Genomic DNA, 17,346 nt, shown 5'->3' on the forward strand with positions numbered 1-17,346 from the left:
CTCCGATCTCGGTTCTTCAGGGGCAGGAAGTCGGTGGGGGCCGGTCGTCGGCCGCCGGGCAGAGGCCGACGAGGGTTCGGGGGTCGGGGACCGCCCGGAAGCCGCGGGACGCCGGCCGTCCGGGGCAGGGCGTCAGAAGTCGGCCGTGAGGGACAGGTCGATCTCCTCGTCGCTCATCTGCGAGATGAGTTCCAGGAGGCGCCGCTCCACCTCGGCGGCGAGCAGCTCCACGGTGGGGTGCTCGAACAGGTCGCGTACCTGGAGCGGGCAGTCGAAGGCGGTCCGCAGACGGGCGGCGACCGCGACCGCGCGCAGGGAGTGGCCGCCCAGGGCGAAGAAGTCGTCGTGGACGCCGACCTTCGGGAGGTCGAGCACCTCGCACCAGATCTGCGCCACGACCGTCTCGGCCGGGGTGCGCGGTGCGACACCGCCGAGCGGCGCGGACGGCTCGGGCTCGGGCAGGGCGGCGGTGTCCAGCTTGCCCTGCACGGTCAGGGGCAGGGCGTCCAGGAGGACGAACGCGGACGGTACGAGGTAGTGGGGCAGACGGGCCCGGCAGTGGGAGCGCAGGGACTCCTCGGACAGTCCGTCGCCCGCGGCGTAGCCGACGAGGGCCGCCCCGCCGTTGAGGGTGCGCACCACGACGGCCGCGCCGCGCACCCCGGGGTGGGCGCGCAGCACCGCCTCCGCCTCGCCCGGTTCGACGCGGAAGCCGCGGATCTTGACCTGGTCGTCGTTGCGGCCGAGGAACTCCAGTTCCCCGTCGGGCAGCCGGCGTACGACGTCGCCGGTGCGGTAGAGGCGCCCGCCGGGCGTGCCGAACGGGTCGGGGACGAACCGCTCGGCGGTGAGGGCGGGCCGGCCGAGGTACCCGCGGGCCATCTCCGGCCCTCCGAGGACGAGTTCGCCGGGCACGCCGGCCGGTACGGGCTCGTCGAGCGGGTCGATCACGTAGGCGCGGCGGCTGCCCAGGGGCCGGCCGATGGGCACCCGGGCGGCCGGGGCCGAGGCGACGGTGTGCGCGGTGGCGGAGATCACCGTCTCGGTGGGGCCGTAGGTGTTGACCACGGGCACGTCGGGCAGGTGGGCGAACCAGTGCGCCAGAGGGTCGGCGGGCAGCGCCTCTCCCCCGGTCACGAGCAGCCGCAGGGAGGCCAGTCGGGGGGCCAGCGTGTCCAGGCGGGCCACCAGTTCCGTCCAGTACGAGGGGGTCAGCTCCATGACCGTCACCCGCTCGGCGGCGACGTACGCGGCCAGTTCCTCCGGCGTCCAGATCTCGTCGGGGCGCACCAGCACCGTCGCCCCGGCGCTCAGCGCGGGCAGGATCTGTTCGAGCGAGGCGTCGAAGGAGGTGGAGGCGAAGGTGAGCACCCGGTCCCGCGAGGTCAGCCCGAACGTCTCGCGGGCGGTGGCGACATGGGCGTCCAGGGCGTGGTGCTCGACGCCGACGGCCTTGGGGTGGCCGGTGGAGCCGGAGGTGAAGATGACGTAGGCGAGGTCGTCGCGGCGGGGGGTGCGGCGGGGCCCGGCGGGGTCGGGGAGGACGTCGCCGACGTCGACGGTTGCCCTGCCGAGGGTGGCGGCGCGGTCCCGGGTGCGCGCGTCGCACACCAGGTGCCGCACCGCGGCCTCCTCGCACATGTACCGCATCCGCTCCTCGGGCAGCGCGGGGTCGAGCGGGACGTAGACGCCGCCCGCCCGCCATACGGCGAGCATCGCCGCCACGGACCACACGCCGCGGCCGACGCACACGCCCACGGCGTCGCCCGGGACCGTGCCCGCGCGGACCAGGGCCGCGGCCAGCCCGCCGGTGAGGGCGTCCAGGCGGGCGCGGTCGAGGACCGTGTCCCCGCAGACGACGGCCGGCGCGTGCGGCGGTCCCGCCACCTCGAACGGCGGCGCGGCCGGCGCGTCCCGTCCGGCGTCCGCGACGAGGTGCCGCCGCTCCTGGGCCGAGAGCAGGGCGGCCTCGTCGGCGCGCGCGGCGGGGTCGGCCAGCAGGGCCTGGAGGACGCGGCCGACGTGCTGGGCGAACCGGGTCGCGGTGTCCGGGTCGAACAGGTCGGCGGCGTACTCGACGTTGAGCGCGAAACGGTCCGGTGTGATCACGAAGGTGGCGGTCAGGTCGAACTTGGCCGACCCCCAGGGCAGCGCGAAGTCGGCCGCGTCGAGGCCGGGCAGGCCGGTGCCGGCCGCGGAGGACTCCTGGACGTCGACCATGGCCTGGAACAGCGGGTTGCGGGACAGGTCGCGTTCCGGGCGCAGCCGCTCCACGACCTGCTCGAACGGCACCTCCTGGTGGTCGAAGGCGCCGAGGACGACGTCGCGCACCCGGTCCACGAGGGCGCCGAAGGAGGGCCGCCCGGACAGGTCGGTGCGCAGGACGACGGTGTTGACGAAGAAGCCGATCAGCGGCTCCAGTTCGAGCCGCCCGCGGCCGGCGACGGGCGTGCCCACGCAGATGTCGCTCCGGCCGGTCCAGCGGACCAGCACCGCCTGCGCGGCGGCGAGCAGCACCATGAAGCGGGTCGCGCCGCGCTCGCGGGCGAGGGCGTCGACCCGGTCGACGAGCGCGCGGGGCAGGACGGTCTCGACCGCGCCGCCCCGGCCGGTGAAGGCGGGGGGTCTGGGCCGGTCCGTGGGCAGGTCCAGCACGGGGGCGTCCGCAAGGACCCGTTCCCAGTAGGCGAGTTGCGGTTCCAGGGCGCCGTTGTCGGCTCGCTCGCGCTGCCACACGGCGTAGTCGCCGTACTGCACGGGCAGCGGTGCCGACGGGGCGGGTCCGCCCGCCAGCCGGGCGGCGTAGTGCCGGCCGAGTTCGTCCAGCAGCACGCCCTTGGACCAGCCGTCGGTGACGGCGTGGTGGAAGGCGAGCAGGACGACGTGGTCGTCGTCGGCCAGCTCCCACACGCCGGCCCGCAGCAGCGGCGGCCGGTCGAGGTCGAAGCGGCGGGTGGCGTGCGCCGCGGCCAGGCCCCGTACGGCCTCCAGGCGGCCCCGCTCGTCGGGGGCCTGCGGTGCCCGCTCCCAGAGCAGGGGCACCGCGACCGGGTCGCACACCTGCTGCACGGGGCGGCCGTCGATCTCTACGAGGGCCGTGCGCAGGACCTCGTGCCGCTCGGTCAGGTCGTCCAGGGCCGCCTGCCACGCGGCACGGTCCAGGCCGCCGCGCACCCGCCAGCAGTACCGGAGCAGGTACGACTCGCCGTGGTCGGAGGTGCGGTCCAGGAACCACAGGCGTTCCTGCGCGAAGGACAGGGGCAGCGGCCGGGTGCGGTCGACGGGGACGATCTCGGCGCCGCCGGCGCGGGCGGCCGCCACCCTCGGGGCGAAACCGCGGACGGTGGGGTGCTCGAAGACGGTGCGCAGTTCGATCTCGCGGCCGAGGCGCTGGGCGATCCGGGAGACCGCCATGGTGGCGAGCAGGGAGTGGCCCCCGAGGTCGAAGAAGCCGTCGTCGATGCCGATCCGGTCCAGGCCCAGGACGTCGGCCCACACCTCGGCGACGATCCGCTCGGTCTCGTCGCGGGGCGCGGTGTACGCGGGGTCGTCGGTGGCGCGGGTGTGCGCGGGGTCGGGCAGGGCGGAGCGGTCGAGCTTGCCGGACACCCCGACCGGGAGGGCGTCCAGGACGACGAACTCCGACGGTACGGCGTAGTGCGGCAGGTAGCGGGCGCACCAGGCGCGCAGGTCGGCCCGGCCGGGCTCGGCGGTCGCGTCCGGGGCGGGTACGACGTAGGCGGTGAGGCCGCGTCCGGTCGCCCGGTCGGGACGGGCGGCGGCTGCGGCGACCAGCGGGCAGGCCCGCAGCACCGTCTCCACTTCGCCCAGTTCGATCCGGAAGCCGCGGATCTTGACCTGGTCGTCGCGGCGGCCGAGGAACTCCAGCTCGCCCGCGGGTGTCCAGCGCACGAGGTCGCCGGTGCGGTAGAGGCGGCCGCCGGGCGGCCCGTACGGGTCGGGCACGAAGCGCTCGGCGGTCAGCGCCGGGCGTCCGAGGTAGCCGCGGGCCAGCTCCGTGCCGCCGATGAGCAGTTCGCCTGCGACGCCGACCGGGACCGGCTCGCCCTCGGCGTCGACGACGTACACGCGGCGGTCGCCCAGGGGCCGGCCGATGGGCACGGTGTCCCCCGGCGGGCCGTCGGCGTCGTGGGTGGTGGCGGTGACCGTGGTCTCGGTGGGCCCGTACGCGTTGCAGACCCGCACTCCGGGGACGGCGGCGCGCCAGGCGGCGAGGGTGTCGGCCGGGACCGCCTCCCCGCCGAGGACGAGCAACCGCAGGGAGCCCAGGGCGGCGGCCAGCCGCCGGTCGAGGGAGAGCGTCAGCTCCGACCAGTAGGTGGGCGGCACGTTGACGACGGTCAGGCCGTACCGCCGGACGATCTCCGGCACCTGCGTGGGCAGCCAGGGCTCGTCGGGCCGCATGACGACGGTGGCGCCCGAGGTGAGGGCGGGCAGCACCTGGTCGAGCGAGGCGTCGAAGGCGAAGGAGGCGAAGGCCAGCACCCGGTCCGCGGCGGTGATCCCGTAGCGCCGCCGGGCGGCGGCGACGTGCGAGGCGAGGGCGCCGTGCTCGACACCGACCGCCTTGGGTCTGCCGGTGGAGCCGGAGGTGAAGATGACGTGGGCCAGTTCGCGGGGGTGCGGACGGTGACGGGGGGCGTCCGGGGCCGGGGCGTCCGCGGCCGGGGGGAGCGCGGTGACGTCCACCGTGACCGGGGCGAGCGGTGCGGCGGCCTCGGCGGTGGCGGGTTCGGTGACCACGCAGGCCAGCCGGGCCTCCTCGGCCATGTACCGCAGCCGCTCGGCGGGCAGTTCCGGATCGAGGGGCACGTAGGCGCCTCCCGCCCGCCAGACGCCCTCGATGGCGGCGACCGACCACGGGCCGCGGCGCAGGAGCACGCCCACGGGGTCGCCCGCGGTGACCCCGCCGGCGCGCAGCGCGGCGGCCAGTGAGCCGGTCATGGCGTCGAGTCCGGCGTAGCTGACGCTGTCCTCGCCGCAGCGCACCGCGGTGGCGTCGGGGTCGCCACGGAAGGTGACCGGCGGCGCCGGCTCCGCCGGACGGTCGGGGGCCCGGTGCCAGTCGGGTCGGGGCCGGCCGCGGCCGGCGGGGCCGTCGGGCAGGGCGCGCAGCAGGTCCTGCACGGGAGTGTCGGGGTCGGTCAGGACGGCCTTGAGCAGGGCCGTGTAGGAGGCGGCGAAGGCCCGCATGGTGGCGGCGTCGAAGAGCGCGGTGGCGTACTGGAGGACGGCGGCGACGCTGCCGTCGGTCCGCAGGGTCAGGTCCAGGAAGACGTCCAGCGGGGTCTCGGCGAGCGGCGGCTCGACCAGCGCCACTTCGAGGCCGGGCATCCGCACCGGCCGGATCGGCGTGTTGAGCAGGGTGAACGAGGCCTGGGCGAGCGGGTGGCGGGACAGGTCCCGGGAGCCGCCGAGGGCACCGACGACGTGGTCGAAGGGGGCCTCGGCGTGGGCGAGGTCCACCGGCACGCGACCGTGCGCCCGGTCCAGCAGGGCGCCGAAGCCGGGCCTGCCGGTCAGGTCGGCGCGGAGCACGACGGTGTTGACGAGGGGGCCGATGAGCGTGTTGGCGCCGGGCCGGGCCCGGTCGGCGAGCGTGCTGCACACGGCGACGTCGGTACGGCCCGCCCAGTGTCCGAGGAGCGCCTGGTAGGCGGTGAGCAGCAGCGTGTACCGGGTGACGCGCCGGGAGCGGGCGAGGGCGTCGAGCGCGGTGACCAGGCCGGCCGGCAGGTCGAAGCGGATCACGTCGCCGGAGCCGTCCCAGACCCGCGGACGCGGCCGGTCGGTGGGCAGGTCGAGCGGGGTGAGGCCGCGCAGCCGTTCGCGCCAGTGCCCGAGGAGTCGCTCCAGCCGTTCGCCGCGCAGCCGTTCGGACTGGGCGCGGGCGAGGTCGGCGTGGCGCAGGGCGGGCGGGGCCACCGGCTCGCTCCGGTAGCCGGCGGCGAGTTCGTCCAGCAGGACGCCCCACGACCAGCCGTCCACGGCGATGTGGTGCACCTCGACGAGCAGCAGGTGCTCATCGGGCGCGACGCGGGCGAGCACGGCCCGCACCGGGTGCTGCGCCGACAGGTCGACGGGGCGTCCGAGACGGCGCGCGAACAGGTCGTCGGGCCCGTCCGCCTCGATCCGCTCCAGTGCGAGGCCCGCGGGCGGGTCGATTACGGGGACCGGCTCGCCGCCGACGGCGCGGAACCGGGTGCGCAGCACCTCGTGCCGCGCCACGATCCCGGACAGCGACCGTTCCAGCCGGTCCGCGTCCAGCGGGCCCCGCAGCCGCAGGACCAGCGGAAGCATGGATCCGGTGGAAGAACCGGCCAACTGGTCCAGGAACCACAGGCGGCGCTGCGCGAAGGATGCCGTGTCGAGGGCGACGTCGTTCGGAGCCTTGTCGTGGGCCGGTCCTGCTGTCACTGTGAGCCTCCAAGCGGTGTTTTGCAGCAGACTGCCGCTGGTGGCCCGGAGCCCCATAGGGAAGAAGACGCAGCACCGCGCGCAGAGCCGGCCGCCGTCGTGGACGCGGGCGCGGAGGCGGACGCGGGATCCGGTGTCCGGGGGCGGACCGGGGGCACCGGGACACGTCGTCGTTCCGCTCGCCGTCACCCCACCCGCGGCGGTCGGCGTCACCGGCCGGGCCGCGCGGCCCGGCCGTCCCGAGCCGGCGACGCGGCGGCGAGGACGGTCCACCGACGCGTCGGAGCGGCGAGGACGGTCCCACCGGCACGACGGCGGACCTGCCGGACGGTGCCGCCGGCGGGCGAGGAGGCGTCGCGCGCCGGCCGGGCCGGGCCCGGGAGCAGGACCGCGGGTGACCAGGGGACCCGGCGCGCGGGAGGCCGCCGCCGGGTCCCGCGCGGGTCAGCCGGCGACGGTGGCGGGGCCGACGGGAAGGTCCCCGCGCAGCGTGATGCGGTGCATGACGCGGTGCTGGTCGCCGTAGTCGCGGTTGGCGTAGTGGGCGGTGCCGCGGTTGTCCCACAGGGCGACGTCACCCGGCTGCCAGCGGTGTCGCACGACGTGCTCGGGCTTGGTGAGGTGGGCGTACAGGATGTCGAGGATGCCCCGGCTCTCGTACTCCGAGACGCCCACGATGTGCGAGGTGAAGCCGGGGTTCACGAACAGGCCCTTGCGGCCGCTCTCGGGGTGCACCCGCACCACCGGATGCTCCACCGGCGCCAGCCGGGTGAACACCTCGCCCTCCCACAGGTTGCCGCGGCCCTGCCGGCGCTGGGCCAGGTAGTAGCCGAACTCGCGGGCGCCGTCGTGGACGGCGGTCAGCGTGTCGACGTACGCCCGCAGGCCCGGCGACAGCGACTCGTAGGCGAGCTGGCTGTCGGCCCAGTTGGTGTCGCCGCCGCTGGGCGGCAGCACCACGGCCCGCAGCACGGAGATCGCCGGAGGCCGGTGCACGAACGTCACGTCCGTGTGCCACACGTCGGCGAACCCGTTGTCCTGGCTGTCCAGGGAATACACCTCGGGTGCCACGTCACCGGAGTCGTGGACGGGGTGCCCGACGGTGACCTCGCCCAGGCGCCTGCCGAAGTCGATCTGCGCGGTGTCGTCGAGGCCGTGCTGGCCGCGTACGAACAGCACCTTGTACCTGACGAGTGCCTCGCGCAGGGCGAGGACCTGGTCGTCGTCGAGGCGGCCGAGGTCGATGCCGTGGACCTCGGCGCCGAAGTGGGGGCCGAGTTCGACGACCGGAAGCGACGCCGGGACGGCCCGCTCGCTGAGGATGCTCACCTGTGTGTCCTTTCGTGTGATGGGGGGATCAGGCCGCCGCGGCGGCCTTGACGGTGTGGGAGACCTGTGTGCGCAGCTCCGCGAACTCGCGGGAGCGCCGCAGTTCCTCCGCGTCGATGTCGCCGCGGGGCAGGGTGATCGGCAGGTCCAGGGCCACGGTTCCCGGGCTCCTGGTCAGCACGACGATGCGGGAGCCGAGGAAGACCGCCTCCTCCGCCGAGTGGGTCACGAACACCGTGGTCCGTCCGGTCAGGTCGGTCACCCTGCGGACGTCTTCCTGGAGCCGCTCCCGGGTCAGCGCGTCCAGCGCCGCGAACGGCTCGTCGAGGAGGAGGAGCGGTTTCTCGGCGGCGAGCGCCCGGGCGATGGCGACGCGCTGCTGCTGGCCGCCGGAGATCTCCCAGACGCGCCGCTCCCCGGTGCCTTCGAGGCCGACCCGGGCCAGCACCTCCGCGCGGCGCTCGGGCCACTGCGAGCGGGGCACCCCCGCGTACCGCAGCGCCAGGTCGATGTTGCCGCGCACGGTCCGCCACGGGAACAGCCGCGGCGTCTGGAACACCACACCGGCCGCCTCACCGGGGCGCGGCTCGGCGCCGGAGACCCGCACCGAGCCGTCGGTGGGCCGTTCGAACCCGGCGATCAGCCTCAACAGGGTGCTCTTGGAACAGCAGCAACGAGCCCAAGGGCAGGGCGACTTGGCGCACGTGCGCCCCTGCCCTCCCCGCCGGGAAGCGGCGTTCGGGCGGTACGGCGGCTGCCGGCGGCGTACCGGGCGCGAGCGGACGGGACGTTGTGGACATGGGCGTCCTCCATGGGGCGCCGGGACATGAGCGGCCGCCGTCGACCGACAGGGGTGGCCTGTCCCGAGCGGGAAGTGGTGCTGGACTCAGCGGAGGGAGCGCCCTGCGGCCAGGGCGCGCGAACGGCCCCCGCCGGGTGGCATCACCGGACGACGGGGCGCGTCAGAAGAGCTGGATCAACAACAGCACGAGCCCGCGCGTCGGCACAGGTCGATGACCAGGCGTCGCACCAAGGGCTCGGAATGCATGGCCCAGTTGTACAGCAGCCCCGGCTCCGCACCAAGAGGAGTCCACTCATTGGAACGGAGTGTCCAGCGCGGGGTGTCCAGCGGCGCCACCGCGGGCAAGGCGGCCGCGACGACCACCAGTTCGCCGCCGCCCGCGGCTGACGCACGGCCAGCCGCGCCCGTGGGTGAAGGCGGCGCAGGGACGGGCCATGGCCGGAGGGAAGCAGGGAGCAGGTCCAGGACGGCAGCCTCGTCGCGGCCGCGGTCCGTTCCGAGGAGGCCGGCCGGACGGCGGAGCCCGGTCGCCTCCGGGGTCCGGGGTGGCGTCCGGTTCGGCGGACCCGCGGGGCCGGGAGAAGGTGTCGCGGACCGGGTGGGAGCCGTGGGCGCAGGCACCGGCGTGGACGGGGTCCCGCAGCGTGCGCCGCTTCTCGACGGGGCCGGTGGCGCGGCCGGACTCGGTCCGGCGGCCACCCGGCCCCTGACCTTCGCGTGCGCGAAGTGCCGGAACCAGGGTGGCCCTGTGTGGCCCTAGAAGACCGACTCCGCCTCGTCCATCCGGTCCTTCGGGACCGTCTTCAGCTCGGTGACCGCCTCCGCCAGCGGCACCATCACGATGTCCGTGCCGCGCAGCGAAGTCATCCTGCCGAACTCGCCCCGGTGCGCCGCCTCCACCGCGTGCCAGCCGAAGCGGGTGGCGAGGACGCGGTCGTACGCGGTCGGCACACCGCCGCGCTGGACGTGGCCGAGGATGACCGGCTTGGACTCCTTGCCGAGCCGTCGCTCCAGCTCGTACGCCAGGGCCGTACCGATGCCCTGGAAGCGCTCGTGGCCGAACTTGTCGATCTCGCCCTTGCCGTAGTCCATGGTGCCGTCGGCCGGGTGCGCGCCCTCGGCGACGCAGATGACCGCGAACTTCTTGCCGCGGGCGAAGCGCTCCTCGACCATCTTGACCAGCTGGGCCGGGTCGAAGGGACGCTCGGGCAGGCAGATGCCGTGGGCGCCGGCGGCCATGCCGGACTCCAGGGCGATCCAGCCCGCGTGCCGGCCCATGACCTCGACGACCATCACCCGCTGGTGGGACTCGGCGGTGGTCTTCAGCCGGTCCATCGCCTCCGTGGCGACACCGACGGCGGTGTCGAAGCCGAAGGTGCGGTCGGTGGAGGAGATGTCGTTGTCGATCGTCTTCGGGACGCCGACCACCGGCAGACCCGCGTCGGAGAGCATCCGCGCCGCGGTCAGCGTGCCCTCGCCGCCGATCGGGATCAGCGCGTCGATGCCGAAGTCGCGGATCATGTCGGAGGCGTTCTCGCAGGCCTCGCGGAGGCGGTCGCGCTCCAGCCGGGAGGAGCCGAGTATGGTGCCGCCGCGGGCCAGGATGCCGCTGACCGCGTTGAGGTCGAGCGGCCGGTAGCGGCCGTCCAGCAGGCCGGAGTAGCCGTCCTCGAAGCCGATGACCTCGTCGCCGTAGTTGTCGACCGCCCGGTGCACGACCGACCGGATCACTGCGTTCAGCCCGGGGCAGTCGCCGCCTGCGGTGAGCACTCCTATACGCATCGTGCCGTGTCTCCTGGTCGCTGTCGATACCGGTGAGCCAGTCCCGATTGTTTCACGTCCCCCCGGGCACCGCCGACGCCGGACGAGCGGGCGCCCTAGCCAGCTCCGGAGGTATTGTCAAGGGGGATCTGCTCACCTAGGTGGGCGATTTTTGTGGCCCCGACGAAGCCTCTTGCGGCCCCCGACGAAACGGAGAGCGCGCGTGACCCGCAGCGTGTACGTGACCGGCATCGACCGCGGCGACGGCCGCCAGGTCGTCGAGCTGGGCGTCATGGAACTCCTGACCCGGCAGGTCGACCGGGTGGGCGTGTTCCGCCCCCTGGTGCACGACGGACCCGACCGCCTGTTCGAACTGCTGCGCGCCCGCTACCGGCTCACCCAGGACCCGGCGACCGTCTACGGCCTCGACTACCCGGAGGCGTCCGCGCTCCAGGCCGAGCAGGGCACGGACGAGCTGGTGTCCACCCTCGTCGACCGGTTCCACCGCGTCGCCCGCGACTACGACGTCGTCCTCGTCCTCGGCACCGACTACGCCGACACCCAGTTCCCCGACGAACTGTCCCTCAACGCCCGGCTCGCCAACGAGTTCGGCGCCTCGGTGATCCCGGTCGTCGGCGGCCGCAAGCAGACCGCCGAGTCGGTGCTCGCCGAGACCCGCAACGCCTACCGCGCCTACGACACCCTGGGCTGCGATGTGCTCGCCACCGTGGTCAACCGGGTCGCCCGCGAGGACCGCGACGAGATCGCCGAGCGGCTGGCCACCCGGCTGCCCGTGCCCTGCTACGTCCTGCCGGACGAGCCGGCCCTGTCCGCCCCGACGGTCTCCCAGATCGCGCACACCCTCGGCGCGAAGGTGGTACTCGGCGACGACTCCGGGCTCGCCCGCGACGCCCTGGACTTCGTCTTCGGCGGGGCGATGCTGCCGAACTTCCTCGCCGCCCTGACGCCGGGCTGTCTGGTGGTCACCCCGGGCGACCGCGCCGACCTGGTCGTCGGCGCGCTGGCCTCGCACAGCGCCGGCACCCCGCCGATAGCCGGGGTGCTGCTCACCCTGGACGAGGTCCCCGCCGACCACATCCTCACCCTCGCCGCCCGCCTCGCCCCCGGCACCCCGGTGCTGTCGGTGCCCGGCACCAGCTTCCCCACCGCCGAGCAGCTCTTCTCCCTGGAGGGCAAGCTCAACGCGGCCACCCCGCGCAAGGCGGAGCGGGCGCTCGGCCTCTTCGAGCGGTACGCCGACACCGCGGAGCTGACCCAGCGGGTCTCCGCGCCCAGCAGCGACCGCGTCACCCCGATGATGTTCGAGCACAAGCTGCTGGAACAGGCCCGCTCCGACCTGCGCCGGGTCGTGCTCCCCGAGGGCGCCGAGGAGCGGGTGCTGCACGCGGCCGAGGTGCTGCTGCGCCGGGGCGTGTGCGACCTGACCCTCCTCGGCGACGTCGACCACATCCGCAAGAAGGCCGCCGACCTCGGCATCGACCTCGGCGACACCCAGCTGATCGACCCCGCGACCTCCGAGCTGCGCGACGCCTTCGCCGAGAAGTACGCCGCCCTGCGCGCCCACCGGGGCGTCACCGTGGAACTGGCCTACGACGTCGTCTCCGACGTGAACTACTTCGGCACGCTGATGGTCCAGGAGGGCCTGGCCGACGGCATGGTGTCCGGCTCGGTGCACTCCACGGCCGCGACCATCCGGCCGGCCTTCGAGATCATCAAGACCAAGCCGGACGCGGACATCGTCTCCTCCGTGTTCTTCATGTGCCTGGCCGACAAGGTGCTCGTCTACGGCGACTGCGCGGTCAACCCCGACCCGGACGCCGAGCAGCTGGCCGACATCGCCGTGCAGTCGGCGGTCACGGCCGCGCGGTTCGGGGTGGAGCCGCGGATCGCGATGCTGTCGTACTCGACGGGCACGTCCGGCTCCGGCGCCGACGTCGACAAGGTGCGCGCCGCCACCGAGCTGGTGCGCGAGCGCCGGCCCGACCTGCGGATCGAGGGGCCGATCCAGTACGACGCGGCCGTGGAGCCGTCGGTCGCGGCGACCAAGCTGCCGGACTCCGAGGTCGCCGGGCAGGCGACCGTGCTGATCTTCCCCGACCTGAACACCGGCAACAACACCTACAAGGCCGTGCAGCGCTCGGCCGGCGCCATCGCCGTCGGCCCGGTGCTCCAGGGTCTGCGCAAGCCGGTCAACGACCTGTCCCGGGGCGCCCTGGTCCAGGACATCGTCAACACCGTCGCCATCACGGCGATCCAGGCCCAGTCCCCGGCCGAGTCCCCGGCCCCCTCCCCGGCCCCGAGCGAGAAGGCAGCCGCCCAGTGAGCCCGTCCCGTGTCCTCGTCCTCAACTCCGGCTCCTCGTCGGTGAAGTACCAGCTGCTGGACATGGACGACGGCAGCCGGCTGGCCTCCGGGCTGGTCGAGCGGATCGGCGAGCGGACCTCCCTGGTGCGGCACACCCCGCTCGCCGCAGGCGGGGAGGGCCGGGAGCGGACCGGGCCGGTCGCCGACCACGACGCCGCGCTGAAGGCGATGGCCGGGGAACTGGCCGCCGACGGGCTGGGCCTGGACTCCCCCGAGCTGGCCGCGATCGGCCACCGGGTGGTGCACGGCGGCAAGCACTTCACCGAGCCGACGGTGATCGACGACCGGGTCCTCGCCGAGATCGAGCGGTTGATCCCGGTGGCGCCGCTGCACAACCCGGCCAACCTCACCGGCATCCGCACCGCCATGGCGCTGCGCCCCGACCTGCCGCAGGTGGCCGTCTTCGACACCGCCTTCCACACCACGATGCCGGAGTCCGCGGCCCGTTACGCGATCGACGTGAGGACCGCCGACGAGCACCGCATCCGCCGCTACGGCTTCCACGGCACCTCGCACGCGTACGTCTCGCGGGCCACCGCGGAGCTGCTGGGGAAGGCGCCCGAGGAGGTGAACGTGATCGTGCTGCACCTGGGCAACGGGGCGTCCGCCTCGGCCGTACGGGGTGGCCGTTGCGTGGACACCTCCATGGGGCTCACACCCTTGGAGGGGCTGGTGATGGGTACGCGGTCGGGAGACATGGACCCGGCCGTCATCTTCCATTTGATGCGTGTTGGCGGAATGTCCGCCGACGAGATCGACACTCTTCTCAACAAGAAGAGCGGTCTGGTCGGACTCTGCGGTGACAACGACATGCGGGAGATCCGGCGCCGGATCGACGAGGGCGACGAAGAGGCGAAGCTGGCGTTCGACATCTACATTCACCGTCTGAAGAAGTACATCGGTGCCTATTACGCTGTTCTCGGGCGGGTGGACGCGGTGGCCTTCACGGCCGGGGTGGGCGAGAACGCCGCCCCGGTGCGGGAGGCGGCCGTGGCGGGCCTGGAAGGGCTGGGCCTGGCGGTGGACGGCGGGCGCAACGCCGTGCGCGGCGGCGGGCCCCGGCTGATCTCGCCCGAGGGCGCGCGGGTCGCGGTCGCGGTGGTGCCGACGGACGAGGAAAGGGAGATCGCACAGCAGACATACGCACTGGTGGGAAAGCACAACTGAGAACAACTGAGCAGGGACTTTCTCATTTGTACATTCCGCCAGACGGAATATTCCGTAGCGAAACAAACCGATAGGATCGCCCCATGCGCCGTTCGAAAATCGTCTGTACTCTCGGCCCCGCGGTCGACTCCCACGAGCAGCTCGTCGCTCTGATCGAAGCCGGCATGAACGTGGCCCGCTTCAACTTCAGCCACGGCTCGCACGCCGAGCACCAGGGCCGGTACGACCGGGTCCGTGCCGCCGCCAAGGAGACGGGCCGGGCCATCGGTGTCCTCGCCGACCTCCAGGGCCCGAAGATCCGCCTGGAGACCTTCGCCGAAGGCCCCGTCGAGCTGGTGCGCGGTGACGAGTTCACCATCACCACCGAGGACGTCCCGGGCGACCGGACGATCTGCGGGACGACCTACAAGGGCCTGCCCGGCGACGTGTCCAAGGGCGACCAGATCCTGATCAACGACGGCAACGTCGAGCTGAAGGTCACCGAGGTCGACGGCTCCCGGGTGCGGACGATCGTCATCGAGGGCGGTGTCATCTCCGACCACAAGGGCATCAACCTGCCCGGCACGGCGGTGAACGTCCCCGCGCTGTCCGAGAAGGACGTCGAGGACCTGCGCTTCGCCCTCCGGATGGGCTGCGACCTGGTCGCCCTGTCCTTCGTCCGGGACGCCAAGGACGTCGCCGACGTGCACCGCGTGATGGACGAGGAGGGCCGCCGGGTCCCCGTCATCGCCAAGGTGGAGAAGCCGCAGGCGGTGGAGAACATGGAGGACGTCGTGGCGGCGTTCGACGCCGTCATGGTCGCCCGCGGCGACCTGGCCGTCGAGTACCCGCTCGAGAAGGTCCCCATGGTGCAGAAGCGCCTGATCGAGCTGTGCCGGCGCAACGCCAAGCCGGTGATCGTGGCGACCCAGATGATGGAGTCGATGATCACCAACTCCCGTCCGACCCGCGCCGAGGCCTCCGACGTGGCCAACGCGATCCTGGACGGCGCCGACGCGGTCATGCTGTCGGCCGAGTCCAGTGTGGGCGCGTACCCGATCGAGACGGTGCGGACGATGTCGAAGATCGTCCAGGCGGCCGAGCAGGAGCTGCTCTCCAAGGGCCTGCAGCCGCTGGTGCCCGGCAAGAAGCCGCGCACGCAGGGCGGTTCGGTGGCCCGCGCGGCCTGCGAGATCGCCGACTTCCTCGGTGGCAAGGGCCTGGTGGCCTTCACCCAGTCCGGCGACACCGCCCGCCGGCTGTGCCGCTACCGGGCGGCCCAGCCGATCCTGGCGTTCACCACGGACGAGTCCACCCGCAACCAGCTGGCGCTCAGCTGGGGCGTCGAGCCGCACGTCGTGCCGTTCGTGAACAGCACCGACGAGATGGTCGACCTGGTCGAGCAGGAGCTGGTCCGGCTGAGCCGGTTCAGCGAGGGCGACATCGTGGTGATCACCGCCGGTTCGCCGCCCGGTGTCCCCGGCACCACCAACATGGTCCGCGTCCACCACCTGGGCGGCCCGACCAGCTGACCCGGCCCGGTACGCCGCCGAGGGCGCTCCCTGCGGACAGGGGGCGCCCTCGGCGTCTGTGCGGCTCCCGGAAGGGTCCTGAGGGGGTCTCAGCCGGTGACGTACTGCTGGAGACCGGGGATGTGCAGGGTCCCGCCGAACTGCCCGGCCTGCTGCACCGTCACGTCGGTGAAGTAGATCAGCGGGATGTTCAGCGGCGGCGGATGCTCCGGGTCGAACGTGACCGGTATCAGCCCGAGCAGCTTGCCGGAGATCTTCTCGGTGTACATCACGGTGTCGCCGTCGCGGATCGTGGACATCGATCCCTCGGCGGCCTGCACGTGGTGCGTCTTGCCGGACTGCCTGTCCTTGACCGTCTGGTGCAGGTCGCCGATGTCGGTGCCGTCGGAGACGACGTACTTCAGCACCCTCTTGGTGGCTCCGCTCGCCGTGCGCACCTCGACGATGCCCTGGTAGTCGGCGCCCTTGAGCGTCAGCGAGCTGGCGTTCAGGAACCAGGGGTCGTCGGGCAGCAGGATCCTGTTGTCGACCCCGCCCTCGGCGTCGGTGGCGACCGGGCAGTCCTCGGGGTCGGCCGTGGACGTCCCGGAGGGGCTCGGCGAGGCGGTCGCGCCGGGGGCTTCGGTGGCCTCCTCCGTGACCTCCTCGACCGTCTCCCCGGTGTCCCCGGCCGCCTCGGACGCCTTGTCGCCGGTGTCCTTCACGGTGTCCTCGACCGTGTCGGTGACCTTCTCGGTGGTCTCCTCGACGGCGTCGGCCGCGTCCTCGCCCGTCTCCTCGCCGGCGGAGGCGGAGGCGGACGGGGTGGGGCTCGCCGCGGTCTCCTTCTCCCCCGGGGTGAGGACGTCCTGGAGGGCGTCCCCCACGTCCTCCAGGAGGTCGCGGTCCGTCTCCGACGGCTGCGGCTCGGGTTCGGGATCGGCCTGCTCGTCGGACTCCTGGCCGCCGCCGGTCGCGGACGGCGTGGGCGCCGGCTCGTCCTCGTCGTCGGAACCTGAATCCGACGAAGGGGGCGTGCCCTGGCCCGCACCGGGGGAGGCGGAGGTGCCGGGCTCGGGGCTCGCGTCCTCCTCCGGGGAGGCGCTGCCGCTCGCCGTGGCGGACGGCGTGGGCGACGCGGTGGCGTCGTCCTTGTCGGCGCCCTCGACGATCTCCAGGCAGGCCTGGTACTCGTCGGCGGTCAGGCTGTTGGCCGGCGGCGCCCCGTCGTTGCCGTCGGCGAGGGCCAGCGTCGGCGTGAAGCCCATGCCCATGAGGACGGCCGTGGGCATCGCCGCCAGGGCGATCGCCTTGCCGCTCGGTACGTGGAATCTGGTGAACAGCGGCTTCTTGGGGGCCGCGTGACGCGGCCCGCGCACCTCGTCAGCCGACACGGTGCCCCCCGTCGCGCGCTGCGGCCCGGACACCGTCCGTCTCACCGTCTTCCCCCTTCTCGTAGGGGGCGGCCGGGAAGTACGGCCCCGCGGCGGGGTCTTCGGGTATGCCGCCCGGGGCCGCCTGCCCGGCGGGCGCGTCGGAACCGTGGTGGTCACCCGTCGCCCCGGACGACGGCTTGCCCGGCACCCAGGAGAGGGCGAGCGCGCCGCCGACCAGCGCCAGCAGGAAACCGATCAGGAATCCGCCGATGTTGGAGACCACGAGGGACACCAGGGCCAGCAGGATCGCCGCGACACCGGCGAAGACCCGGGTGGCCGACTGGAACCACATCGTCAGGCCCAGCGTGACCAGCAGCACGCCGATGATCAGTGATCCCGCGCCGGCGGTCGTCGCCATGGCGAGCGACATGTGGCCCAGCTTGAGCGTGGCGTAGGGGAAGTACGCGATGGGTATTCCGCCCAGCACGGTGAACAGGCCGGCCCAGAACGGCCGGGTGCCCCGCCAGTCGCGGAATCGCAGACGCAACCGGGCGAAGGTCCCGGCGCTCTCGCCCGGAGTCTCGGCACTCATGGAAAA

Annotated in this window: 8 protein-coding genes and 1 pseudogene; 3 read left to right on the forward strand and 6 right to left on the reverse strand. The window is 73.6% G+C overall.

Annotated elements, in window-relative coordinates; genetic code table 11:
- Positions 1-132: 132 nt before the first annotated feature.
- From FHX78_RS10440 to FHX78_RS10455, 4 genes and pseudogenes are all read right to left on the reverse strand, one after another.
- Complete coding sequence (locus FHX78_RS10440; RefSeq protein WP_145867168.1) at positions 133-6,438, reverse strand: non-ribosomal peptide synthetase; 6,306 nt, start codon at positions 6,436-6,438, stop codon at positions 133-135.
- A gap of 444 nt (positions 6,439-6,882) precedes the next feature.
- Positions 6,883-7,767: a TauD/TfdA dioxygenase family protein gene (locus FHX78_RS10445; RefSeq protein ID WP_145867169.1), complete on the reverse strand. Its 885-nt coding sequence runs from the start codon at positions 7,765-7,767 to the stop codon at positions 6,883-6,885.
- 28 nt (positions 7,768-7,795) lie between these two features.
- Positions 7,796-8,434, reverse strand: a pseudogene (locus tag FHX78_RS10450) (ABC transporter ATP-binding protein); the annotation flags it as partial.
- 891 nt (positions 8,435-9,325) lie between these two features.
- Complete coding sequence (locus tag FHX78_RS10455) at positions 9,326-10,351, reverse strand: ATP-dependent 6-phosphofructokinase (RefSeq protein WP_145867170.1); 1,026 nt, start codon at positions 10,349-10,351, stop codon at positions 9,326-9,328.
- 202 nt (positions 10,352-10,553) lie between these two features.
- Between FHX78_RS10455 and pta the strand changes: the two genes are divergently transcribed.
- From pta to pyk, 3 genes are all read left to right on the forward strand, one after another.
- Positions 10,554-12,674 carry a phosphate acetyltransferase gene (gene pta / locus FHX78_RS10460; protein ID WP_145867171.1) on the forward strand — a complete coding sequence of 707 codons (2,121 nt, stop codon included), beginning with the start codon at positions 10,554-10,556 and terminating at the stop codon, positions 12,672-12,674.
- Positions 12,671-13,882: an acetate kinase gene (locus FHX78_RS10465; RefSeq protein WP_145867172.1), complete on the forward strand. Its 1,212-nt coding sequence runs from the start codon at positions 12,671-12,673 to the stop codon at positions 13,880-13,882. Before pta ends, FHX78_RS10465 begins: the two co-directional genes overlap by 4 nt.
- Positions 13,883-13,965: 83 nt before the next feature.
- Positions 13,966-15,393, forward strand: coding sequence for a pyruvate kinase (gene pyk, locus FHX78_RS10470; RefSeq protein ID WP_145867173.1), 1,428 nt, complete (start codon positions 13,966-13,968; stop codon positions 15,391-15,393).
- 89 nt (positions 15,394-15,482) lie between these two features.
- On the opposite strand, the gene FHX78_RS10475 is transcribed toward pyk, so the two are convergent.
- Both FHX78_RS10475 and FHX78_RS10480 read right to left on the reverse strand, forming a co-directional pair.
- Complete coding sequence (locus tag FHX78_RS10475; RefSeq protein WP_145867174.1) at positions 15,483-16,766, reverse strand: hypothetical protein; 1,284 nt, start codon at positions 16,764-16,766, stop codon at positions 15,483-15,485.
- Positions 16,756-17,340 (reverse strand): DUF6114 domain-containing protein, encoded by a 585-nt coding sequence (locus FHX78_RS10480; protein WP_145867175.1) that lies wholly within the window; start codon positions 17,338-17,340, stop codon positions 16,756-16,758. The genes FHX78_RS10475 and FHX78_RS10480 overlap by 11 nt, the downstream gene beginning before the upstream one ends.
- Positions 17,341-17,346 lie beyond the last annotated feature (6 nt).

The sequence above is a fragment of the Streptomyces capillispiralis genome, from assembly GCF_007829875.1.
GTDB classification, from domain to species: domain Bacteria; phylum Actinomycetota; class Actinomycetes; order Streptomycetales; family Streptomycetaceae; genus Streptomyces; species Streptomyces capillispiralis.

What these genes read in the sequence shown, in the direction of transcription:
- FHX78_RS10455 (WP_145867170.1), bottom strand. Translation starts at nt 10,351, where the DNA reads ATGCGTATAGGAGTGCTCACCGCAGGCGGCGACTGCCCCGGGCTGAAC.
- pyk (WP_145867173.1), top strand. Translation starts at nt 13,966, where the DNA reads ATGCGCCGTTCGAAAATCGTCTGTACTCTCGGCCCCGCGGTCGACTCC.
- FHX78_RS10480 (WP_145867175.1), bottom strand. Translation starts at nt 17,340, where the DNA reads ATGAGTGCCGAGACTCCGGGCGAGAGCGCCGGGACCTTCGCCCGGTTG.